This window comes from Pedococcus ginsenosidimutans (assembly GCF_039544395.1).
Lineage (GTDB): Bacteria > Actinomycetota > Actinomycetes > Actinomycetales > Dermatophilaceae > Pedococcus > Pedococcus ginsenosidimutans.
The window spans coordinates 194,247-216,361 of sequence record NZ_BAABLO010000013.1; the positions used below are offsets into that span (position 1 = coordinate 194,247).

The 22,115-nt window shown below is 72.8% G+C and carries 18 protein-coding genes; 12 read left to right on the plus strand and 6 right to left on the minus strand.

The genetic code is table 11. From position 1 onward, the window contains the following. The first annotated feature begins 1 nt into the window (after position 1). Complete coding sequence (locus ABEA42_RS17815; protein ID WP_345505225.1) at positions 2 to 472, plus strand: GNAT family N-acetyltransferase; 471 nt, start codon at positions 2 to 4, stop codon at positions 470 to 472. Positions 473 to 488: 16 nt separating this feature from the next. On the opposite strand, the gene ABEA42_RS17820 is transcribed toward ABEA42_RS17815, so the two are convergent. Beyond that, positions 489 to 2,855 (minus strand): caspase family protein, encoded by a 2,367-nt coding sequence (locus ABEA42_RS17820; protein WP_345505226.1) that lies wholly within the window; start codon positions 2,853 to 2,855, stop codon positions 489 to 491. Then, on the minus strand, positions 2,831 to 3,238 hold the full coding sequence (locus ABEA42_RS17825) for an effector-associated constant component EACC1 (protein ID WP_345505227.1): 408 nt from the start codon (positions 3,236 to 3,238) through the stop codon (positions 2,831 to 2,833). Before ABEA42_RS17825 ends, ABEA42_RS17820 begins: the two co-directional genes overlap by 25 nt. Before the next feature lie 269 nt (positions 3,239 to 3,507). Between ABEA42_RS17825 and recA the strand changes: the two genes are divergently transcribed. The 6 genes from recA to dapF all read left to right on the plus strand — a co-directional run bounded on the left by recA (position 3,508) and on the right by dapF (position 9,340). Then, on the plus strand, positions 3,508 to 4,569 hold the full coding sequence (gene recA, locus ABEA42_RS17830) for a recombinase RecA (RefSeq protein ID WP_345505354.1): 1,062 nt from the start codon (positions 3,508 to 3,510) through the stop codon (positions 4,567 to 4,569). Between the two features lie 10 nt (positions 4,570 to 4,579). Then, entirely contained in the window at positions 4,580 to 5,302 is a 723-nt protein-coding gene (locus tag ABEA42_RS17835; protein WP_345505228.1) for a regulatory protein RecX, read from the plus strand. A gap of 73 nt (positions 5,303 to 5,375) precedes the next feature. Further along, a complete protein-coding gene (gene miaB / locus ABEA42_RS17840) occupies positions 5,376 to 6,905 on the plus strand; it encodes a tRNA (N6-isopentenyl adenosine(37)-C2)-methylthiotransferase MiaB (protein WP_345505229.1) in 1,530 nt (509 codons plus the stop codon). Positions 6,906 to 6,947: 42 nt separating this feature from the next. Next, positions 6,948 to 7,544, plus strand: coding sequence for a peptide deformylase (gene def / locus ABEA42_RS17845; RefSeq protein ID WP_345505230.1), 597 nt, complete (start codon positions 6,948 to 6,950; stop codon positions 7,542 to 7,544). 10 nt (positions 7,545 to 7,554) lie between these two features. Beyond that, complete coding sequence (gene miaA, locus ABEA42_RS17850) at positions 7,555 to 8,484, plus strand: tRNA (adenosine(37)-N6)-dimethylallyltransferase MiaA (protein WP_345505231.1); 930 nt, start codon at positions 7,555 to 7,557, stop codon at positions 8,482 to 8,484. Continuing rightward, complete coding sequence (gene dapF, locus ABEA42_RS17855; RefSeq protein WP_345505232.1) at positions 8,477 to 9,340, plus strand: diaminopimelate epimerase; 864 nt, start codon at positions 8,477 to 8,479, stop codon at positions 9,338 to 9,340. The genes miaA and dapF overlap by 8 nt, the downstream gene beginning before the upstream one ends. A 3-nt stretch (positions 9,341 to 9,343) precedes the next feature. Here dapF and ABEA42_RS17860 read toward each other — a convergent pair whose 3' ends face one another. Further along, positions 9,344 to 9,961 carry a class I SAM-dependent methyltransferase gene (locus ABEA42_RS17860; RefSeq protein WP_345505233.1) on the minus strand — a complete coding sequence of 206 codons (618 nt, stop codon included), beginning with the start codon at positions 9,959 to 9,961 and terminating at the stop codon, positions 9,344 to 9,346. Between the two features lie 82 nt (positions 9,962 to 10,043). On the opposite strand from ABEA42_RS17860, the gene hflX reads away from it, so the two are divergent. Genes hflX through ABEA42_RS17875 form a run of 3 tightly spaced genes read left to right on the plus strand, consistent with a single transcriptional unit; the run spans position 10,044 to position 12,920 of the window. Beyond that, complete coding sequence (hflX, locus tag ABEA42_RS17865) at positions 10,044 to 11,513, plus strand: GTPase HflX (RefSeq protein ID WP_345505234.1); 1,470 nt, start codon at positions 10,044 to 10,046, stop codon at positions 11,511 to 11,513. Between the two features lie 14 nt (positions 11,514 to 11,527). Then, positions 11,528 to 12,016: a GNAT family N-acetyltransferase gene (locus tag ABEA42_RS17870; protein WP_425572108.1), complete on the plus strand. Its 489-nt coding sequence runs from the start codon at positions 11,528 to 11,530 to the stop codon at positions 12,014 to 12,016. A 22-nt stretch (positions 12,017 to 12,038) separates the two neighbouring features. Further along, a complete protein-coding gene (locus ABEA42_RS17875; protein WP_345505235.1) occupies positions 12,039 to 12,920 on the plus strand; it encodes an SDR family oxidoreductase in 882 nt (293 codons plus the stop codon). 1 nt (position 12,921) lies between these two features. On the opposite strand, the gene ABEA42_RS17880 is transcribed toward ABEA42_RS17875, so the two are convergent. From ABEA42_RS17880 to ABEA42_RS17890, 3 genes are all read right to left on the minus strand, one after another. Further along, positions 12,922 to 13,662 carry a class I SAM-dependent DNA methyltransferase gene (locus ABEA42_RS17880; RefSeq protein WP_345505236.1) on the minus strand — a complete coding sequence of 247 codons (741 nt, stop codon included), beginning with the start codon at positions 13,660 to 13,662 and terminating at the stop codon, positions 12,922 to 12,924. 48 nt (positions 13,663 to 13,710) lie between these two features. Further along, complete coding sequence (locus ABEA42_RS17885) at positions 13,711 to 16,338, minus strand: DEAD/DEAH box helicase (RefSeq protein WP_345505237.1); 2,628 nt, start codon at positions 16,336 to 16,338, stop codon at positions 13,711 to 13,713. 68 nt (positions 16,339 to 16,406) lie between these two features. Then, positions 16,407 to 19,307, minus strand: a complete 2,901-nt coding sequence (locus ABEA42_RS17890; RefSeq protein WP_345505238.1) for a helix-turn-helix transcriptional regulator — start codon at positions 19,305 to 19,307, stop codon at positions 16,407 to 16,409. A gap of 154 nt (positions 19,308 to 19,461) precedes the next feature. Here ABEA42_RS17890 and ABEA42_RS17895 point away from each other — a divergent pair, with 154 nt between their 5' ends. After that, a complete protein-coding gene (locus ABEA42_RS17895; protein ID WP_345505239.1) occupies positions 19,462 to 19,692 on the plus strand; it encodes a hypothetical protein in 231 nt (76 codons plus the stop codon). A gap of 51 nt (positions 19,693 to 19,743) precedes the next feature. Next, on the plus strand, positions 19,744 to 22,023 hold the full coding sequence (locus ABEA42_RS17900; RefSeq protein ID WP_345505240.1) for an ATP-dependent DNA helicase: 2,280 nt from the start codon (positions 19,744 to 19,746) through the stop codon (positions 22,021 to 22,023). Positions 22,024 to 22,115 lie beyond the last annotated feature (92 nt).

The window sequence follows — 22,115 nt, forward strand, 5'->3', positions numbered from 1 at the left end:
CATGGACGAACCCCAGGACGTCGTGCACTCGGCAGCCTTCGCCGACCTCGACCCCGTGACCGCCTACCGGCTCTGGGCGCTGCGGTCGGACGTCTTCGTCGTGGAGCAGGACTGCCCCTACCTCGACCTCGACGGCCGCGACCTCGACCCCCGGACCACGCACCTGTGGGTCGAGCGCGCGGGTGCGCCCGTCGCCACCCTGCGGGTGCTGGACGACGCCGAGCACGACGGCGGCGCGCTGCGCATCGGACGGGTCGCCACGGCCCGCGCCTGGCGCGGCCGCGGCCTCGCGGCGCTCCTGGTGTCCTCGGTGCTGGAGTCGGCGGGGGAGCGTGACGTCGTCCTGGACGCCCAGTCCCACCTCGTCGACTGGTATGCCGGGTTCGGGTTCGCCCCGAGTGGGAGGGGGTTCGTCGAGGACGGCATCCCACACACCCCGATGCGACGGGAGTCGCGCCGGGACGTTCCCTGACGACCGAGGTGAGTGCTCAGGCCGGGCCCGGGGCAGCCCGACCGGGGTGGGCGACGAGGGCGATGACCACGAACGCGGCGAGCGCCAGGAGCACGTAGGGCACGCCGAGCAGAGGAGCCCCGGCGTCCCTGAGCAGGCGCACGTAGTCCACCACCGTGCCGACGGCCGCGCACGACCACCCGAGGAGCACGAACCGTCCCACCTCCACGGGCCGCAGCATCGCGGTCAGCGTCGGGACGACCACGACGAGGAAGGCCATCACGAGGTCGTGGACGGCGTTTCCCGTCTGCGAGTTCTGGAGGTTCAGCCTGGCCACGCGCACGAACGGCAGGGCGGCCAGCAGGCCGACTCCCGCTGGGAGGGCCACGGCGCGCCATACGGGACGGGCCAGGGACAGGCCGTGCTCGCCCCGCAGGAGGACCACGGCCCTCACGGCGAGGGCGACCAGCCCGACCAGGCCGGCGAGCTCGAGGAAGTACCCGCTGTCGAGGTTGGCGGTGCCACTGTCCTTCCACGTCCGGGGCATGTCCCACAGCCCCCACGTGGCGGCTGCACCGGCCCCGACGAGCAGGGCGGCTGCGACGTGGGCGCGCGCCCGCGGTCGGAGGAAGAGGACGCCCGCGACCAGCCCGACGAAGCCGGGGAACAGCCATGCCCACAGCAGGCCCGACTGGACCACCGCCTGGAGGTCCCCCGTGAACCGCACGGTGAAGGTCGCCGCGACGACCGTCCCTGACGCCACCAGGGTGCCCGTGCCCAGCGCGCGGGCCAGCGGCGTGGGCGCCGTCGGGGACCCGGCGACGGGCGTGGTCGCAGGCGCCGGACGCCCCCTGACGACCGCGAGGACGCCGGCTGTGATGGCGGTAAGGCAGCCCGCCAGTGCGACCCAGATGCCGAAGTCGACGTCGCTCGCACCCAGGCCGCCCGAGGCGTCGAGGACGAGCGCCGCCGTGCCCAAGGCCAGCACTGCCGTGGTCGCCACCGGCCAGCGCCAGCGTTCGCTGAACGCGCCGGCGTACACGGTGGCGACCCCCGTGGCGCAGGCGAGCACCCCCACCCCGAGCAGGACCACAGCGAGCGCCGCACGGAAGGCGAAGGCGCCCTCGCCGTACACGAAGGAGGGGAGCATCACCGCGAGGACCATGAGCCCGCCGCCGACGAGCAGGGTCCGGCCGGCCGGTACCCGGTGCCGCACGACTGGTGACGACACGTGGGCCTCCGCGTCGGCAGCAGGTGACCGGATCGGTGGTGGAGCGGCAGGGGAGTCGCCGTCGGCCGGCAGGGTGGGTGCCGTGCGGCTGGCGCCCCGGGTGACGTCTCCCGGTACGGGTGCGGGCGGCTCCGTCGCGGACGGCTGGGCTGCGAGGGCTTGCCGCGGGGCCTCGGTCCCCGGTGTGGCCGGGAGGGCGGCGAGGGCCTCGCGCGCGGCGTCGGCGACGTACGAGGTGTCCGAGCGCGCGACGTCCTGCAGCGCGTGCAGCGCACCGAGCGCGACCCCGGGGTCGGGGCTCGCGAGCCGGGCCCGCAGCTCGCCCACCGCCCCCAGGCGGGTGTACATGTTGGCGTCCTGGACGGCGGCGCCCAGGTCGGCCGGGAGCCGGACCGCGCGGACGCGCCGACGCCGGCTCCTGGCGACGTAGAGCTCGCCCTGCAGCTCGATGTCCCTGCTCGGCGTCTGGTTGGGGTTGTGGGCGCGCACCTGGTCGAACACGTAGTCGTAGAGCTCGCTGAGGGACACCAGGCCGTCCTCGTCGCGGTCCGCGGCGCCGGTGCGCAGGCCCTCGACGACGGCCGCGGTGAACACCGACGGCTGCTTCTGGTCGTCCGTGGCCAGGGCGCTTCCCTCGAAGGCGTACTCCATGGCGCTGGAGGCGGTGATGACCGCCCGCCCGCGGCCACCGCCGAGCTTGCCTGCAGGAAAGCTGTCGAGCACGTTGGCGGGGCCGGCCGCCCGGACCGCGACGCCCTCACCGAAGGCCCCGCCGTAGCAGCAGTCGAGGAAGAGCACGATGCTGCGGGCCCGCGACCCACGCATGCACCGTTGCACGAAGTCGGCAGACACGGAGGTGGACGCGAGGCGGTCGGGTCGGGTGTTGGTGGCGGCGAGGAAGAGCTCGCCGGAGTCGCTCTTGAGCCCGTGGCCGGAGAAGTGCAGCAGGAGCAGGTCGTCGGGCCGCCCCTCGGCGAAGAGGTCCTCGATGCTGCCCTGGACGGCGTGCGAGGGCGCGTTGTGGACCACCCGGACCTCGAAGCCGCCGATCTCGGGGTCGCCCAGCACGGCGGCGAGGGCCTCGGCGTCCGCCATCGGGGCCCGCAGCCGGTTCAGGCCCGGGTGCTCGAACTCGTCGCTGGCGACGATCAGGGCTGTGCGCCGGCCGTCCATGACGGGGTCTCTCGCTCGTGGCGGTCCAGGAAGAGGGACACCAGCCGGTCCTGCTCGGTGCTGGTGGCGCCGGACAGCTCCAGGACGTCCCCGTCGACCTCCATGCGGATGTTCCGGGGTGCCTCGTGCCCGCGGTCGAGCCACGCGCGTGCCGCGGTGACCAGGGCCGTGAGGCCACCAGAGCCCATGAGGGCGACGGCGAGCGTGCTCACGGTCTGCGCGTCGACGCCCCGGGCGCCCGGGGGAGCGGCGGCCGACGACGGCCTCCGGACGTCCACCGTGTCGAGGTGGCCGAGCTCGTCGCGGAGCTGCCGCGTGAGCTGGTCGAGCCGGTCCGGGTCGGAGCCGCCCTCGGCCAGGGTCAGGTGCACCATGGGCTCCATCGGCCCGCCTCCCGGCTCGGTTTCCCTGCACCGAAGATCCTACTGCCGCCGACCCGGCGTGTCGTGGGTCCGCCTCTGCTGTTTCGAACACGTGTTCGGTATGCTCGTCCACAGGTGGCACCCCCTCCAGGACCACGTCCACAGGCTGTTCGTCGGCTCGGGACGGCTGTCGGTGGCGGCACCTAGCGTCTGACCCGACAGCAGATGAAGCGACAGGGTCGAAGGCAGGCGCGCCCGACTCGACATGGAAAGTAGGAACGGTGGCCAAGATGTCCGGTGGCAACACTGCAACGGTTGACCAGAAGGCGAAGTCTCTCGACTCCGTCATGGGGCAGATCGAGAAGTCGTTCGGCAAGGGCGCGGTCATGCGCCTCGGCGACGACGTCCGTCCGCCCATCGACGTGATCCCCACGGGTTCGATCGCCCTCGACGTGGCCCTCGGCATCGGTGGCCTGCCTCGGGGCCGGGTCGTGGAGATCTACGGGCCGGAGTCCTCCGGCAAGACCACGGTCGCGCTCCACGCCGTGGCCAACGCCCAGCGTGCCGGTGGCATCGCGGCGTTCATCGACGCCGAGCACGCCCTCGACCCCGACTACGCCAAGAAGCTCGGCGTCGACACCGACGCCCTGCTGGTGAGCCAGCCCGACACCGGTGAGCAGGCGCTGGAGATCGCCGACATGCTGATCCGCTCCGGTGCCCTCGACATCATCGTCATCGACTCCGTCGCCGCCCTCGTGCCGCGCGCCGAGATCGAGGGCGAGATGGGCGACAGCCACGTCGGTCTGCAGGCCCGCCTCATGTCCCAGGCGCTGCGCAAGCTCACGGGTGCGCTCAACACCTCCGGCACCACGGCGATCTTCATCAACCAGCTGCGCGAGAAGATCGGTGTCATGTTCGGCTCGCCCGAGACGACGACCGGTGGCAAGGCGCTGAAGTTCTACGCCTCGGTCCGCCTGGACGTCCGTCGCATCGAGACGCTCAAGGACGGCAGCGACCCGGTCGGCAACCGGACCCGGGTGAAGGTCGTCAAGAACAAGGTGTCCCCGCCGTTCAAGCAGGCGGAGTTCGACATCCTCTACGGCCAGGGCATCTCGCGTGAGGGCGGCCTCATCGACATGGGTGTCGAGCACGGCTTCGTCCGCAAGGCCGGCGCCTGGTACACCTACGACGGCGACCAGCTCGGCCAGGGCAAGGAGAACGCCCGCCAGTTCCTCAAGGACAACCCCGACCTCGGCAACGAGATCGAGAAGAAGGTCAAGGAGAAGCTCGGCATCGGCCCGCAGGTCGACAAGCCGGCCGACCTGGCCCCCGAGGTCCCGGTCGAGTTCTGACCGGTCCCGCATGACTGATCGACACGCTGCGGCGAGGGCTGCCTTCGAGGCCGCCCTCGCCGCGACGGCGTCCGGCACCAAGGCCACCTCCACGCCCACCTTCACGGCCGGCTCCGAGGCAACCACCGAGCCGCCCGCCGAGCCAACCTCCAGGGCCCCCTCCGAGCCAGGCGCCCGGACCCGTCGGCCGAAGGCGTGGCAGCCCATCCCCGGCGACCCCGAGAATGACGTCAGGTCCCGCGACGCCGAGCCCGACCCCCACGACTTCGCCCGCCAGATCGTGCTGCGGCAGCTGGCGATGTCACCCAAGAGCCGCAAGCAGCTGCGCGACAAGCTCCGTCAGCGCAACTGTCCCGACGACGTGGCCGAAGCAGTCCTCGACCGGATGACCGAGGTCGGGCTGGTCGACGACGAGGCCTACGCCGGGATGCTCGTCCGGTCCCAGCAGGCCGGTCGCGGGCTGGCCAAGCGTGCCCTGGCCCGCGAGCTGCGCACCAAGGGTGTCGACGACGAGACGGCGAAGGCGACCCTCGACGCCATCGACCCGCACGCCGAGCGCGACCAGGCCGAGCACCTGGTCGCCAAGAGGCTGCGCTCGATGCACGGGCTCGACGCGACGGTCCAGACCCGGCGGCTGGCCGGCATGCTGGCCCGGAAGGGCTACCCCGCCGACCTGTCCATGTCGGTGATCCGCGACGCCCTCGCGCAGGCCGTCGAGCACCAGCGGGACTGACCTCCCTCGACCGGCGCCGGGGAGCCGGGACGTTCCCGGGCACCGCACGCCACCACGTACCCTTGTCGATGCGATGACCACACAGACGACCCCGAAGACCTACGACGTACGCACCCACGGGTGCCAGATGAACGTGCACGACTCCGAGCGCCTCGCCGGGCTGCTCGAGACGGCCGGCTACGTCGACGTCAACAGCGTCCCCGAGCCGGCCCGGCCGTCCACTGCCGACGTGGTCGTGTTCAACACCTGCGCGGTCCGGGAGAACGCCGACAACAAGCTCTACGGCAACCTCGGGCAGCTGCGACCGGCCAAGACCGCGAACCCCGACATGCAGATCGCCGTCGGGGGCTGCATGGCCCAGAAGGACCGCGACACCATCGTCGCCCGTGCGCCCTGGGTCGACGTCGTCTTCGGCACCCACAACATCGGCAGCCTCCCCGCCCTGCTCGACCGTGCGCGCCACAACCGTGAGGCGCAGGTCGAGATCCTGGAGAGCCTCGAGGTCTTCCCGAGCACCCTGCCCACCCGGCGCGACTCCGCCTACGCCGGCTGGGTCTCGATCTCCGTGGGCTGCAACAACACCTGCACGTTCTGCATCGTGCCCAGCCTGCGCGGCAAGGAGGCCGACCGCCGTCCCGGCGACGTCCTGGCCGAGGTGGAGGCCCTCGTCCAGCAGGGCGTCGTCGAGGTGACCCTGCTGGGGCAGAACGTCAACACCTACGGCGTGGAGTTCGGCGACCGGCTCGCGTTCGGCAAGCTGCTGCGTGCCTGCGGCGAGATCGAGGGCCTGGAGCGTGTGCGCTTCACCAGCCCCCACCCGGCCGCGTTCACCGACGACGTCATCACCGCGATGGCGCAGACGCCCAACGTGATGCCGTCGCTGCACATGCCGCTCCAGTCCGGCTCGGACCGCGTGCTCAAGGAGATGCGCCGCTCCTACCGCAGCGCGAAGTTCCTCGGCATCATCGAGCGGGTGCGCGACCAGATCCCCGACGCGGCGATCACCACCGACATCATCGTCGGCTTCCCGGGCGAGACCGACGAGGACTTCGAGCAGACCCTGCGCGTGGTGCGGGAGGCGCGGTTCTCCAGCGCCTTCACGTTCCAGTACTCGATCCGGCCCGGGACGCCCGCGGCGACGATGCCGGACCAGCTGCCCAAGGCCGTGGTCCAGGAGCGCTACGAGCGGCTCATCGCGGTGCAGGAGGAGGTCTCCTGGGCCGAGAACCGCGCCCTCGAGGGCCGCGAGGTCGAGGTGCTCGTCGCGACCGGCGAGGGCCGCAAGGACACCGAGACCCACCGCCTCTCCGGTCGGGCGCAGGACAACCGCCTCGTGCACTTCGCCGTCCCCGCCGGTGCCGAGCGACCCCGCCCCGGCGACATGGTCACCGTCGGCGTCACGTACGGCGCCCCGCACCACCTCGTCGCCGACGCCGCCCTGGAGGGTGGGGTCTACGCCGTGCGCCGCACCGCCGGTGGTGACGCCTGGGCGGCGACGCAGGACTCGCCCGTGCCCGGCAAGCCCGCCGTCTCCCTGGGCATGCCCGGGGTGGGGCGGCCGGCCCAGCAGCCGGCGGCTCCGGCCGCCCCGGCCTGTCGCTAGGCGACGTCCCGACCGACCTCGCCGATCTGGAAGACTCCCCGCATGACCATCCGCCCCATCGTGATCACGGGCGACCCGGTGCTGCACCGCCGCGCCGAGCCCGTGCAGGCGTTCGACGCCGAGCTGGCCGAGCTGATCGCAGACATGTTCGAGACCATGGACGCCGCGAACGGCGTGGGCCTGGCCGCCCCGCAGGTGGGCGTCGGCCTGCGCATCTTCACCTGGCAGATGGACAACGACGACGACGTGCCCGCGCGCGGTGTGGTCGTCAACCCGTACGTCGCGTCCTCCAAGCCGGCCCAGGAGGACCCCGACCCCCACGAGGAGGTCGAGGGCTGCCTGTCGGTCCCCGGGGAGAGCTTCCCGCTCAAGCGCGGCGACCGGGCGAGCGTGACCGGGTTCGACGCCGAGGGCAACGAGATCTCGTTCGAGGCCACCGGGTGGTTCGCCCGCTGCATGCAGCACGAGTACGACCACCTCAACGGCTTCCTCTACGTCGACCGCCTCAGCGACAAGTGGGCCAAGAAGGCCCGCAAGGCGGCGAAGAAGGCCGGCTGGGGCGTCCCCGGCCAGAGCTGGATGCCCGGCGTCGACCCCGACCCGTTCGGCCACGACAGCCCCGACGAGCACGACCTGTGAGCGGCCCCCGGTGGCCGCACCGGTGATCGTCGCCGTCGTCGGACCCACGGCGACAGGCAAGTCCGACCTCGCGCTCGACCTCGCCGAGGTCCTCGGCGGCGAGGTCGTCAACGCGGACGCCAGCCAGCTCTACCGGGGGATGGACATCGGCACCGCCAAGCTGGCACCCGAGGAGCGGCGCGGGATACCCCACCACCAGCTCGACGTCCTCGAGGTCACCGACGAGGCGTCGGTCGCCGCGTACCAGTCGGCGTCGCGCAGCGACATCACCGAGATCGCACGACGCGACCTGCGCCCCGTGGTGGTCGGGGGGTCGGGCCTGTACGTGCGCGCGGCGCTGGACGTCCTGGACATCCCGCCGACCGACCCCGCCGTGCGGGCGCGCCTGGAGGCGCAGGCCGACGCCCTGGGTGTCGAGGCCATGGCGGAGCGGCTGCGCGCGCTCGACCCCGTCGCGATGGAGCAGATCCAGCCCAACAACGTGCGCCGTATCGTGCGTGCCCTGGAGGTCGTCGAGCTCACCGGCCGGCCCTTCTCGGCGACGATGCCACGTCGTGAGTTCGTGGGCCCGACCGTGGTGGTGGGGCTGCGGGTCGGTCGCCCCGAGCTCGACGCACGGATCGGGGCGCGCGTCGAGCACATGTGGCAGGCGGGCCTCCTCGACGAGGTGAGGACGCTCGACCAGCTGGGGTTGCGCCAGGGCCGCACCGCCTCGCGTGCGCTCGGCTACGCCCAGGCGCTGGCCCAGCTCGACGGGACGCTCGACGAGGAGCAGGCCAAGGAGCAGACGGCGACGCTGACCCGGCGGTTCGCCCGGCGGCAGGAGTCCTGGTTCAACGCCGACCCCCGCATCCACTGGCTCGACGCCTCGGCCGGCGCGCGGGACGGACTGCTCGCGCGGGCCCTCGAGGTCGTCAGGGACAATGGGTCCCATGGCTGACCAGACCCCCTTCACCAAGGGCCACGGCACGGAGAACGACTTCGTGCTCGTGCCCGACCTCGAGGGGTCGCGGCCGCTCACGAGCGCACAGGCCGCCCGGCTGGCCGACCGCCACGCCGGGATCGGTGGCGACGGCGTCATCCGGGTCGTGCCGACCGCGCTGGCCGACGAGGCCCTGGTGCTCCAGCAGGCCGGAGCGGCCCGGTGGTTCATGGACTACCGCAACGCCGACGGCAGCGTCGCCGAGATGTGCGGCAACGGCACCCGCGTGTTCGCCGCCTACCTGCGGCGCGAGGGGCTCGAGACGGCCGACGAGTTCGCCATCGCCACCCGCGCCGGCACCAAGGTCGTGCGGTTCGACGGGCCCGACCTCATCGCGGTCAACCTCGGCCCCTGGCGCCTCGCCCAGCCGCACATCGCCGACGCCGAGGGGTTCGACGCGCTGGTGCACGTCGAGGGGCACGACCCGCTCTCGGCCCTCAGCGTCGACCTCGGCAACCCGCACACGGTCGTCGCCCTCCCCGAGAGCGTCGACCTCGACAACCTCGACCTCCACCACCCCCCGGTGGTCAACCCCGGGCCGGAGCACGGGACCAACATCGAGTTCGTGCGCCCGATGGGACCCGGCCACGTGCGGATGCGCGTCCGTGAACGCGGCGTGGGGGAGACCCGCTCCTGCGGCACCGGCGCGGCCGCCGCGGCCATCGCGACCCGGTTCTGGGCCGGGGACATCGGCGACTCGTGGACCGTGGACGTGCTGGGTGGCCGGCTGCGCGTGCGCATGCTCCCCGGCCAGGAGGTGGAGCTGGCGGGACCCGCCGCCCTGGTCGCGGACGGCACCACGACGCTCGCCTGACCCTCAGGCGAGGCGGCGGACCTCCAGCACCCGGAACCCCTTGTCGGAGGCGTACCGGGACACCGCGTACGCGTCGGCGGGGAGCTGTTCGGCGATCCACCGTTGCAGCGAGTCGGCGCCGAGGTTCTTCTGCACGACCAGGTAGGCAGCCCCGCCCACGACCAGGCGCGGCAGCCAGGCGAGGAGCATGGAGTGCAGGACCGCCTTGCCCACCCTGATCGGCGGGTTGGACCAGATCGCCGCGAGCTCGAGATCGTCCGGGACGTCCTCGGGCCGGCAGGCGCGGACCGACTCCAGACCCAGCGACGCGGCGTTGGTGCGGAGCAGGTCCAACGAGCGCTCGTTGACGTCCACGCCCCAGACCGCGGCGCCGGGGGAGCGCAGCGCGAGGGTGAGGGCGATGGGGCCCCAGCCGCAGCCGAGGTCGAGCAGTGCGCCGGTGGCAGGGGGAGCAGGCGCCTCGCGCAGCAGGACGGCGGTGCCCTTGTCCACGCCGTCGGGGCTGAAGATCCCCGAGGCGGTCTGCACGGTCACGGTGCGACCGGCCAGCTCCACCGCCATCGGGCGCTGCTGGGCCGCGCTGGCGGGGGCCGCGGTGAAGTAGTGGTCGTCGGCGCTCATCAGGACAACGCTAGGGCCCGGGGCACGCGAGGACATAAAGAGGTCGCGGCAGTGGTTACAGCAATGAGACCCTGAGGGAGATATGACACCACGCTCTGACATCTTCGACTTCCGTGCCGCAGCCCTCGCCGATGAGGACACCTCCCCGAGGACCGGCGGCGACCTCGGCCCGGACGCGGGCCACGGCTTCGACGGCGACCAGTACGACCGCGAGGAACGCGCTGCCCTGCGCCGTGTCGCAGGCCTCTCCACCGAGCTGGAGGACGTCACCGAGGTCGAGTACCGCCAGCTGCGCCTCGAGCGCGTCGTGCTCGCCGCCGTCTGGACCGAGGGCACGGCCGAGGACGCCGACAACTCGATGCGCGAGCTCGCCGCCCTGGCCGAGACCGCCGGGTCGACCGTGCTCGCCGGGCTGGTCCAGCGTCGCGACCGGCCGGACACCGGCACCTACCTCGGGTCGGGCAAGGCGCAGGAGCTGCGTGACATCGTCATCGCCGAGGGCGCCGACACCGTCATCTGTGACACCGAGCTCACCCCCAGCCAGCGGCGTGCCCTCGAGGACGTCGTCAAGGTCAAGGTCATCGACCGCACTGCCCTCATCCTCGACATCTTCGCCCAGCACGCGAAGTCCAAGGAGGGCAAGGCGCAGGTCGAGCTGGCCCAGCTCCAGTACCTCCTCCCGCGCCTGCGCGGCTGGGGTGAGTCGATGTCCCGCCAGGCCGGTGGTCAGGCTGCCGGCGGCCAGGGCATGGGTTCGCGTGGTCCGGGTGAGACGAAGATCGAGCTCGACCGTCGCCGGATCAACACGCGGATGGCCAAGCTGCGCCGCGAGATCAAGGAGATGAAGACCAGCCGCGACACGCGCCGCCTCAGCCGCAAGGCCCACGAGGTGCCCAGTGTCGCCATCGCCGGCTACACCAACGCCGGCAAGTCCTCCCTCCTCAACCGCCTCACTGGCGCCGGCGTGCTGGTGGAGAACCAGCTCTTCGCCACCCTCGACCCGACGGTCCGGCGCGCCGAGACCGAGGACGGCCGCCTCTACACGCTGGCCGACACCGTGGGGTTCGTCCGGCAGCTGCCGACCCAGCTCGTGGAGGCGTTCCGCTCCACGCTGGAGGAGGTGGCCGACGCCGACCTGCTGCTGCACGTGGTCGACGGCTCGCACCCCGACCCCGAGGGCCAGATCAGCGCCGTCCGGGCCGTGCTCGCCGACGTCGACGCCGCGGACGTCAAGGAGGTCATCGTCGTCAACAAGGCCGACGCGGCCGACCCCGAGGTGCTTGACCGGCTGCGCCGCCACGAGAAGCACTGCATCGTCGTGTCGGCCCGCACGGGTTCCGGCCTGGCGGAGCTGCGTGCGCTCATCGCCGACGAGCTGCCCCGGCCCGACATCGACGTCGAGGTGCTGCTGCCCTACGACCGCGGTGACCTGGTGAGCCGCCTGCACGAGGAGGCCGAGGTCCTCTCGAGCGAGCACACCGAACGCGGCACCCACGTCAAGGCGCGCGTCCACCCCGAGCTGGCTTCCGAGCTGGCCGACTTCGCCGCCTGACCGGGACTCCGCACGTGGAGGTGCGCCCCGGGGGCCTGGACACCCCGCAGGTGGTGGCGCTGCTCGCCGCCCACGTCGAGGACATGCGCCGCTACTCACCGCCCGAGAGCGTGCACACCCTCGACCTCGACCGGCTGCGCGCCCCGGACCTGACCTTCTGGAGCGCGTGGGAGGGCGAGGAGGTGCTGGGCTGTGGGGCGCTGCGCGAGCTCGACCCGCGGCACGGTGAGCTGAAGTCGATGCGCACAGCGCCCGAGCACCGCGGACGCGGGGTGGGCTCGCTCGTCCTCGAGCACCTCGTCGCCACAGCGCGGTCCCGCGGCTACGCGCGCCTCAGCCTCGAGACGGGGTCGCCGGACGAGTTCGCGCCGGCCCGGCGCCTCTATGCCCGTCGCGGCTTCGTCGAGTGCGGACCGTTCGGCCCGTATGCCGCCGACGACTTCAGCGTGTTCATGACCTTCGACCTGTCCGCCGAGGTGGGCGCTTCGCCGGACTCTCCCTGAGCCCCCGGTCTACGCTCGCACCATGGGTGACTCGGACGGGACGACGGACGGCGCGACCGCCACGCAGACCGGCCGGATCGGGGTGACGGGCGTGACCGGCGCGGTGGGCGGCGCAGTGGCCCGCCGGCTCGCCGACCTCGGTGACCGCCTGGTGCTGCTGGCGCGGCGCCCGGACGCCGCCCCGGCGGTACCCGGCGCCGAGGTGCGCGCGGTGGACTACGCCGACACCCCACAGGTGCGGGCCGCGCTGGACGGGATCGACACGCTGCTCATGGTCTCGGCCGCCGAGGACGTCGACCGGCTCGGGCAGCACCGGGCGTTCGTCGACGCCGCTGCCGCTGCAGGGGTGCGGCACGTGGTCTACACGTCGTTCCAGGGGGCGGCCGCCGACTGCACGTTCACGCTGGGCCGCGACCACTGGGCGACTGAGGAGGCCCTGCGGGCCTCGGGGATGGAGCACACCTTCCTGCGCGACAGCTTCTACGCCGACTTCCTGCCGCTGATGGCCACCGACGGCGCCATCCGTGGCCCCGCCGGTGACGGGAGGGTCGCCGCCGTCGCCCGTGACGACGTCGCCGCCGTGGCCGCGGTGGTGCTGGCCGACCCTGGGGCCCACGCCGGCGCGACGTACGACCTCACCGGCCCCGAGGCGCTGAGCCTTGCCGAGGCCGCGGCCGTCATCACCGAGGTCACCGGCACGCCGACCCGGTACGTCGAGGAGACCCTGCCGGAGGCCTATGCCTCACGGGCGTCCTACGGCGCCCCCGACTGGCAGGTCGAGGCATGGGTCTCGACCTACACGGCGATCGCGAGGGGCGAGGTCGAGCAGGTGAGCGACGCCGTCGAGCGGCTGACCGGGCGGCCGGCCACCAGCCTGCGCGAGCTCCTCACGCGCAGTACCTGACTCAGGTGCTCGCGAGCCGGTAGACGGACACGTGGGAGCGGGAGTCCGCGGTGAACTCCGAACGGTCCCAGTCGGCGTACCGCGCCTCGAGCTCGAACCCCGCGAGCCGGCCCATGAGGTCGAGCTCGGCCGGCCAGATGTAGCGGTGCTGGCTGATGCCGTGCGTGGCCTCGCGCCCCCGGCCGTACCGGAAGTGGTGCGAGACCACGCGCTGGTGCAGGACGTCGTAGTCGTCGAGCCCGACGTACCCGGGCTCGCTCGCGAAGACGGTCGCAGGGGAGCCGGGCGGGAGCTGGCGCAGCTGGGGCACCCAGAGCTCGATGACGAACCTCCCACGGGGCCCGAGGTGGCGGGCTGCGTTGCGGAAGCACTCGATCTGCTCGTCCTGGCTGAGCAGGTTGGCGATGGTGTTGAACACGAGGTAGACCAACGAGAACTCCCCGGGCGCCCGCGTCGTGGCCATGTCGCCGAGCTGGACGGGTATGGCGTCCGCGCCCACCTTCTCGCGCAGCCGCGCCACCATGGGTGCCGACAGCTCGATACCGGTGACGGGGACCCCGCGCTCCTTGAGGGGTATGGCGACGCGTCCGGTGCCGATCGCGAGCTCGAGGGCGGGTCCGCTGCCGGCCAGCTCCGCGAGGTGGTCGACCGTCGGGCGCAGGACGTCGTCGGCGAACATGCCCTCGTCGGGGGTGTCGTAGAGGGCGGCGGTCGTCTCGTCCCAGGACTCGTCAGGCTCCATGCCGACGACCTTGGCAACGCGGCCGTGGCCGTGTCCACCGGGTTTCGGTCAGAGGCGGCGCAGGGCGGTGGTGAGCACGACCGGCTCGCCGGCCTCGTCCGAGGCGTCGAGGTCGACGGTCGCCTCGATGACCCAGTCGTGGTCACCCTCCGGGTCCTCGAGCGTCTGCCGCGCCAGCCACAGCCGGTGCTCGCCCTCGGGCTCGTTCTCGCCCGGTGCGGGTCCGGTGGCGGGCGACAGGTGGAGCAGGTGCGGCCCGCGGGCGGCGCCGTCGGTGCCGATGGTGTCGTGCTCGGCGTAGTAGGCCCCCAGCGCCTCGTCCCACGCCGCCTCGTCCATGAGCGGGTGCCGAGCAGGCTCCGGCAGCGCGGCTGCAGCCTCCTCGAGGGCGGCCAGCTCCTCGAACCGGTCGCGTGAGGCGAGCTCGACACGGCGGAACATCGCGTTCCTCACCATGACGCGGAAAGCCTTCTCGTTGAACGTGATCGGACGTCCGGCACGCGTGCCGCCGTGCGCTGCCAGGCGCTCGAGCTCGTCGAGCCGGGCGTTGGCATCGGGGTCGGTCAGGGCCTCCCACTCGTCGAGCAGTGAGGAGTCGGTCTGGCGGACGGTCTCGCCGAGCCACTCGTGCAGGTCCTCGAAGGCCTCGCTGTGGTGCGCCTCCGGGACGGTCTGGCGCAGGGTCCGGTAGGCGTCGGTGAGGTAGCGCAGGACCAGGCCCTCGGTGCGGGCGAGCTGGTAGTAGGCGACGAACTCCGTGAACGTCATCGCGCGCTCGTACATGTCGCGCACGACCGACTTCGGCGACAGGGCGGACTCCGAGACCCACGGGTGGCTCTGCCGGAAGATCTCGAACGTCGCGTCGAGCAGCTCGGCGAGCGGCTTCGGCCAGGAGACGTCCTCGAGCAGCTGCATGCGCTCCTCGTACTCGACGCCGTCCGCCTTCATCTCGGCCACGGCCTCGCCGCGCGCCTTGTACTGCTGCTGCAGCAGGATCTGCCGGGGGTCGTCGAGGATCGCCTCGATGACCGAGACGACGTCGAGCGCGTGGGTCGGCGACTCCGGGTCGAGGACGTCCAGGGCGGCCAGCGCCAGCGGGGCGAGGGGCTGGTTGAGCGCGAAGTCGCCCGCGAGCTCTTCCCGCACGGCGATGGTGCGCCCGTCCGGGCCGGGCGGGTCGACACGGTGCAGCACGCCGGTCTCGAGCAGGCTGCGCCCCAGCACGACCGCCCGGCGCGCGAGGCGGGCCCGGTTGCGGGGGGACTCGTGGTTGTCGCGCAGGAGCCTGCTGAGCGCGGCGACGGGGTCGCCGGGGCGCTGGACGACGTTGAGGATCATGGAGTGGTCGACCCGCATGCGTGAGACGAGCGGCTCCGGCTCGGCGTGGACCAGCTTGTCGTAGGTCTGCTCGGTCCAGGAGACCTCGCCGTCGGCGGGCTTGCGCCGCTGGACCTTGCGCCGCTTCTTGGGGTCGTCGCCGGCCTTGGCGAGCGCCTTCTCGTTCTCGATGACGTGCTCGGGCGCCTGCACGACGACCGAGCCGCTGGTGTCGAACCCCGCCCGGCCGGCCCGGCCCGCGATCTGGTGGAACTCACGCGCCTTGAGCACCCGCTGCCGCGACCCGTCGAACTTGACCAGCCCCGTGAAGAGGACCGTGCGGATGGGCACGTTGATGCCGACGCCCAGGGTGTCGGTGCCGCAGATCACCTTGAGCAGGCCGTCCTGCGCCAGCTGCTCGACGAGGCGGCGGTAGCGCGGCAGCATCCCGGCGTGGTGGACGCCGATCCCGGCCCGGACCAGGCGTGACAGGGTCCGGCCGAATCCCGCGGTGAACCGGAAGCCGCCGATCCGCTCGGCGATCGCCTCCTTGTCGGCCTTGATCACGGACTTGAGGCCGACGAGGGCCTGGGCCTGCTCGAGGGCGGCGGCCTGGGTGAAGTGGACGATGTAGACCGGCGCCTGGTGGGTAGACAGCAGCTCCTCGATGGTCTCCGGCAGCGGCGTCATCGCCCAGGAGAAGCTGAGGGGCACCGGGCGCTCGGTACCGGTGACCAGCGCGGTCGACCGCCCGTTGCGCCGCGTGAGGTCCTCGGCGAGCTCGCTCATGTCGCCGAGCGTCGCCGACATCAGCAGGAACTGCGCCTGCGGGAGCTCCAGCAGCGGCACCTGCCAGGCCCAGCCGCGGTCGGGCTCGGCATAGAAGTGGAACTCGTCCATGACGACGAGCCCCACGTCGGCGTCCCTGCCCTCCCGCAGCGCGATGTTGGCGAGCACCTCGGCGGTGCAGCAGATGATGGGGGCGTCGGGGTTCACGGACGCGTCGCCGGTGAGCATGCCGACCTCGCTCGCGCCGAACACCTCGCAGAGGGCGAAGAACTTCTCGCTCACGAGTGCCTTGATCGGCGCGGTGTAGAAGCTGACCCGGTCGTCGGCGAGGGCCGCGAAGTGGGCGCCGGTGGCCACGAGCGACTTCCCCGAGCCGGTGGGGGTGGACAGGACGACGTTCTCCCCGGCGAGCAGGGACAGCAGCGCCTCGTCCTGGTGCGGGTAGAGCGGGGTGCCCTGGTCCTGCGCCCAGGCGGTGAACGCGTCGTAGGCGGCGTCGGGGTCCTTCTCGACACGGTCGAGCAGGTCAGGCAGGGACGGGGAGGTGGCGGCTGCCTGGTCGGTGCTCATCACTGCCCATCCTCGCAGGGCGTCGCCCGGTCCGCGGTCCCACCCGTTCCACCTTCTGCGCGGGCGGCTCAGGTGCGCGTGGCCCAGCGCGCGAGGTCGACCCGGTTGGCGCACCCGGTCTTGCTGAGGAGGTGGCTGACGTGCGAGCTGACCGTCTTCTCGCTGACCACGAGGGCCTTCGCGATCTCGCCGTAGGTGCGCCCGGCCACGATGTGACCGAGGATCTCCGTCTCGCGGGTCGTCAGACCCGCCTTCCGGGCCGTTGCGGGTGCGGGGACACCGGTGGCGGGTTCGGCGAGCTGGACGTGCGTGGCTCGGGCCAGGGCGTCGAGCTCGTCCACCAGGGGCTGGGCGCCCAGCCTTCGTGCCATGGCGTAGGAGCGACGCATGGCACCCACGGCCTCGTCGCGACCCGCGTGCCCCGAGGCCAGCAGAGCCTCCGCCTGCCGCCACGACGAGTAGGACGCCTCCCAGGGGAGGATCTCGCGCAACGCGGTCGCCGCCCGGGCCCAGAGGAGGTGTGCGTCGCCGGCGCGCCGAGCCCTGGAAGCCTCGGCGTGGTACATCGCCCCGAGGCCGGTCAGCTGGTGTTCGTACAGGTCGGTCGCCCCTCCCACGTCGCGGATGGTGTCCGGGAACCGGGCCGTGATGACGTCGAGCTCCGCGAGCCAGCGTGTGGGGTCGCCACCGGTGTCCCGCTCCTGCTGTGCCAGGTCGGCGAGGGCGCGGGCCGCGAGGGGCAGCAGCCACTCGCACAACGTGGGGGGTGTGCCGGGGGTGGTGGTCCCCTTCATCGCTGCGTCGAGCGCTTCGCGAGGGTGGCCGCCCGACAACAGCACCATGGCGCGGACGGCGTCGAAGTCGAAGGCGAGGAAGTTCGAGGTCTCGGCAAACAGCTCGTCGGCACGAGCCAGGTGGCCCTCCGCCTCGTGGATGCGGCCCTGGATGGCGGCCATCCAGGCGGCGGTCAGCCGGGTCTGGACGTCGGCCAGCGTCCCCGGTGTCGAGCCCAGGGCCACGCGCAGGCGGCGCGCGCAGGCCTCGAGGTCCCCGGCGTGCAGGTGCCCGAAGGCCTCGTTGCTCGCCAACCACGCGAGCAACGGGTGGGGCGCTCCCAGCTCTGCGAGCTCGGCCCAGCGCCGGCCGACCATGGTTCTCCACGCCGGGCTGATCGGGCCGTCGACCGAGTTCGCCTCCCACAGCGCCGCATGGACGAACGCGAACCCGTCGCGGGCAGTGGCAGCGGCCTCGACGGCCTCACGACCCAGCCGCACCCCCTCCGCGGAACGGCCCTCGTGCACGGCCAGCATCGCGTTGGCAGCCAGGGCGTGTGCTAGGGCGCGGGGGTTGGCACTGGCCCGCGCGCTCGCGAGGGCGGCTGCGCCGAGGTCGTGGGACGCGGGGTCGTCCTGCCACAGGGTGGCGTGCGTGAGCTCGGCGAGGGCGAAGGCGTGCTGCCAGGACTCTGCGTCGCACCGTGTGAGCCGCACGGCCCGACGCATCTCGGCAGGGTCGAGGAACCCGCGGCCGGTCAGGAAGCGCAGGTGCTGGCGGCGTATGACGAGCTCAGCCAGCCTGAGCGGATCCCGCCGCTCGTCGAGCCCGCCCAGCAGCGCCTCCACAGCGCGCAGCTCCTCCTCGAAGTCGCCGACCGCCTCCGCCGCGAGGCGCAGCCGTTCCCACAGGGCGGTGGTGGGTCCTGCCCCGCCCGGGCCGAGCTGCCTCCTGAGCTCCAACGCCCGGGCCAGCAGCCTCACTTGTGTGCTCGTGGCCCCGATCTCCCGAGCCAGGTCCGCGGCCCGCAGGCCCGCGTCGTACGCCTGATGAGCATGACCGGCCCGGTCGTGGTGGTCGGCGACCAGGCTGACGGCCTCGAGCGTCCATTCCGCCGACTCACCCGTGTCCCGTGCGGCCGCTGTGGCCAGGTCGTCCTCGAGCGCGGCCGCAAAGGCCGCGTGCAGGTGCGCGCGGTCCAAGCCACCGAGACTGCCCGCGAGGGCCTGCGCCTGGAGCGGGTGGTGGAACCAGTAGCCCCCTCTCCCGTCCGCTTCGAGGAGGTTGGCGGCCAGGCAGTGCCGCAGGGCGGAGCGCAGGTCGGTCACGTGGGCAAGGCCCGCAACGCGGTCCAGCGCGCTCCCACCCGCGACCCTGCCGTAGACGGCCAGGACCTGGGCCAGGTCGCGGGCGGGGGAGTCGAGCTGGTGCCAGGCGCGCAGCACGGCCGCGGCAAGGTCCTCGGGGAGCCCCGGGCCCAGCGCTGTCTCGGTGGGGGACAGGCCCTGGACGAGCAGCCGGTTGAGGTAGGAGTTGCCTCCGGTGCGGGAGTAGACGTCCCGCGTGAGCGCGTCGTGGGGGACGTCCCCGAGCACGCTCGTGAGCTGTGCCCGGGTCTCTTCGAGGTCGAGTGGCCCGAGGGGCAGCTCGACGAAGCCCGGCAGCCGCCGGACATCGGCCAGCCAGCGCTGCAGGGGGTGTCCGGGCGAGACCTCCTCGCGACGCACGGTCACCACGAGGGCCAGGCTGCGTGTCGTCAGTCCGGCCAGCACCCACATCAGCACGTCGAGGGTGGCCGGGTCGGACCACTGCAGGTCGTCGACCACCAGGGCGACCGGTCCACGGGCGCAGCGGTCCTCGAGCCACTGGTCGAAGTCCTCCGCCGACTCCGCGTCGGCGGCGCGCCGCATCGCCGGCCGCTGCTCCTCCGGGAGCACCCCGACCGCCGACCGCAGGGGCAGGAGGGGCACGCTCATCGAGGACAGAGGCAGACAGGCGCCGGTGAGGACGAGGAAGTCCCCGGCCAGCGCGCACGCCTGCTGGGCGAGCCTCGTCTTGCCGACCCCTGCCTCCCCGATGACGAGCACCGCCCGCCCGCGGCCAGCGCGTGCCGACGCCAGAGCAGAGGCGAGCTCGTCGAGCTCGTCGGCGCGACCGACGAAGCCCTCACTCGAGGGTGTGTCCGCGAGGGTCACGCCTTCAGTGTGTTCCCGGGCCCGGAGCGCCGACACCTCCATTTGAGGGGTGTCGGTGGTGCTTCTCAGGGGGTGTGCCCGATGTGGCCCACCACCCTCGGGCCGGAGCGTGGAGACGTCACCACCACCGGTACCTGATCACCAGGAGCACGTCGTGAACACCATCCAGCACAGCAGGCGGATCCTTACCTCGGCCACGGCCACGGCACTCCTCGTCGCACTCGGCACCCTTCCCGCCACGGCCCGGCAGGACCCCGGCGAGGCGCACGGCCGGTCGACCGCCTCCTGCTTCTGCGCCCTGGAGCGCGTGGGCAGCCAGTTCGTGGCCTGCGACAACCTGACGGGGAACGGGGTCCCGGCGCCCGCCTGGGTGCCGGAGAGGTGAGGCCTGGGGACGCGCGCACGCGTGCGTCCGGCCACGGCATACCCTGTCCGCGTGGCTTCCCTCGACGACCTCCTGCACGCCGCCGTCCAGGGAGTCGGGGGTGTCGAACGCCCCGGCCAGGTCGAGATGGCCCACGCGGTCGAGGACGCGATCGACAAGGACGAGCACCTGCTGGTCCAGGCGGGCACCGGCACCGGCAAGTCGCTGGCCTACCTGATCCCCGCGGTCATGCACGCGCAGAAGACCGGCAAGCCGGCCGTCGTCGCGACGGCGACCCTGGCCCTGCAGGCGCAGATCGTGGACCGCGACATGCCCCGGCTCGCGGAGGCGGTCACCCCGATCCTCGGCCGGCGCCCGACGTACGGGCTGGTCAAGGGCCGGCGCAACTACCTGTGCGCGCACAAGCTCGAGGGTGGTTTCCCCGACGAGGACGAGGGCCTCTTCGGGGTGGGCGAGGTCGACAAGGCCGCCTCGCGCCTCGGTCAGGAGGTCGTCCGGCTGCGCGAGTGGGCCGACACCACCGAGTCCGGTGACCGCGACGAGCTCGTGCCCGGCGTCAGCGAGCGGGCCTGGCGCCAGGTCTCGGTGAGCGCCCACGAGTGCATGGGCAGCAAGTGCCCGGCCCTGGCCGACTGCTTCGTCGAGCGGTCCCGCGAGGCCGCCAAGGACTGCGACGTCATCGTCACCAACCACTCCTTCATGGCCATCGACGCGTTCGAGGGTCGCCAGATGCTGCCCGAGCACGACGTCCTGGTCGTCGACGAGGGACACGAGCTCGTGGACCGGGTCACCTCCACGATCACCGACGAGGTCACCGCCTCGATGGTCAGCGCCGCCGCGAAGCGGGCCGGGCGGCTCGCGGACTCGTCGGAGGCCGTCGAGGACGCCGCGGTGTTCCTCCAGGGGGTGCTCGACGAGCTCCCCGAGGGCAAGCTGGGCGGGATCCTCGACTCCGTGGCGCTGGCCCTGGCGCGGGTGCGCGACACCAGCCGCCAGGTGCAGTCCGAGCTCAAGCCCGAGAAGGGGGTCGAGCCCGACGGCACCCGCAAGGTCGCCCAGGCCGCGATCGACGAGGTCTTCGAGAACTCCTCGCGCATCCTCGAGCAGCGCGACCTCGACGTCGTCTGGGTCAACCGAGACCCGCGGCGCGGTTCGGTTTTGCGCGTCGCCCCGATGAGTGTGGCGATGTTGTTGCGCGACAAGGTGTTCGGCGACCGGACGGTCATCATGACGTCTGCGACGCTCGAGCTCGGGGGCACGTTCGACGCCGTCGCGGGCACCATGGGCCTGCGCGGTGAGGGCGCGCCTGAGTGGCGTGGCCTCGACGTCGGCAGCCCGTTCGACTACCCCCAGCAGGCCATCGCCTACGTGGCCCAGCACCTCCCCGCCCCAGGCCGTGACGGCATCAGCGAGGCGGCCCTCGACGAGATCGAGGCGCTGATCAGGGCGTCGGGTGGTCGGGCGCTGGGGCTGTTCTCCTCCATGCGGGCGGCCCGTGACGCGACCGAGGCCATGCGCGAGCGCTTCGACGGCGAGATCGGCTTCCTGTGCCAGGGAGAGGACCAGATCACCACGTTGGTGAGGCAGTTCGCCCGCGACCCCAGGACCTGCCTGTTCGGCACGCTGACCCTCTGGCAGGGCGTCGACGTGCCGGGGTCGGCCTGTCAGCTGGTCATCATCGACCGGATCCCGTTCCCGCGCCCGGACGACCCGTTGTCGTCCGCGCGCTCGCAGGCGATCGCCCGGATGGGGGGCAACGGGTTCATGGCCGTCTCCGCGACCCACGCGGCGCTGCGCCTCGCCCAGGGCGCCGGGCGCCTCATCCGCCGCGCCGACGACCGGGGCGTCGTCGCCTTCCTCGACTCCCGCATGATCACCGCGCGGTACGCCGGGTTCCTGCAGCGCTCGCTGCCGCCCTTCTGGCCCACCACCGACCGCGACCGCGTGCTGGCGGCCCTCAAGCGGCTCGACGAGACCGCTGCGCCGCCCCTGGCGGTCCACGAGCCGGCCCTGCGCGGGGCGACCGGTGCGGTGGCCGCGACGTCGATGGGGCGGACCGGCGAGGACGCGGCCGAGCACCCGCGACCCGCTGCGCCTGACCCGCGCCCCGTCGCCGCCGACCCGCCGCCGGGGGACTCGTCGAGGACCGCGGTGACCCAGGGACACGCCTGGACGCCGGAGTCCGACGAGGAGCTGCGCGACGGCGTCGAGCTCGGTCTCTCGCTGGCCGAGCTCGCCGAGAGCCTCGAGCTGCCGGAGGACGTCGTGGCGGCGCGCCTCGCCGGGCTGGGCCTCGAGGTCGACGGCTCAGGGGCCATGCAGCTCGACTGACCAGGACCTGCGCTCCCGGGCGCTGCTGCGGCTGCCGGCCCTGGCGCCACTTCGTGCCCGCAGAGCCGGTACCCGGCCGCCACCCGGGCCCC

Excerpts from the sequence above, each read along its gene's own strand:
- ABEA42_RS17815 (WP_345505225.1), top strand. The coding sequence starts at position 2 with ATGGACGAACCCCAGGACGTCGTGCACTCGGCAGCCTTCGCCGACCTC.
- ABEA42_RS17820 (WP_345505226.1), bottom strand. The coding sequence starts at position 2,855 with ATGGACGGCCGGCGCACAGCCCTGATCGTCGCCAGCGACGAGTTCGAG.
- ABEA42_RS17825 (WP_345505227.1), bottom strand. The coding sequence starts at position 3,238 with ATGGAGCCCATGGTGCACCTGACCCTGGCCGAGGGCGGCTCCGACCCG.
- recA (WP_345505354.1), top strand. The coding sequence starts at position 3,508 with ATGTCCGGTGGCAACACTGCAACGGTTGACCAGAAGGCGAAGTCTCTC.
- ABEA42_RS17835 (WP_345505228.1), top strand. The coding sequence starts at position 4,580 with ATGACTGATCGACACGCTGCGGCGAGGGCTGCCTTCGAGGCCGCCCTC.
- miaB (WP_345505229.1), top strand. The coding sequence starts at position 5,376 with ATGACCACACAGACGACCCCGAAGACCTACGACGTACGCACCCACGGG.
- def (WP_345505230.1), top strand. The coding sequence starts at position 6,948 with ATGACCATCCGCCCCATCGTGATCACGGGCGACCCGGTGCTGCACCGC.
- dapF (WP_345505232.1), top strand. The coding sequence starts at position 8,477 with ATGGCTGACCAGACCCCCTTCACCAAGGGCCACGGCACGGAGAACGAC.
- ABEA42_RS17860 (WP_345505233.1), bottom strand. The coding sequence starts at position 9,961 with ATGAGCGCCGACGACCACTACTTCACCGCGGCCCCCGCCAGCGCGGCC.
- hflX (WP_345505234.1), top strand. The coding sequence starts at position 10,044 with ATGACACCACGCTCTGACATCTTCGACTTCCGTGCCGCAGCCCTCGCC.
- ABEA42_RS17875 (WP_345505235.1), top strand. The coding sequence starts at position 12,039 with ATGGGTGACTCGGACGGGACGACGGACGGCGCGACCGCCACGCAGACC.
- ABEA42_RS17880 (WP_345505236.1), bottom strand. The coding sequence starts at position 13,662 with ATGGAGCCTGACGAGTCCTGGGACGAGACGACCGCCGCCCTCTACGAC.
- ABEA42_RS17885 (WP_345505237.1), bottom strand. The coding sequence starts at position 16,338 with ATGAGCACCGACCAGGCAGCCGCCACCTCCCCGTCCCTGCCTGACCTG.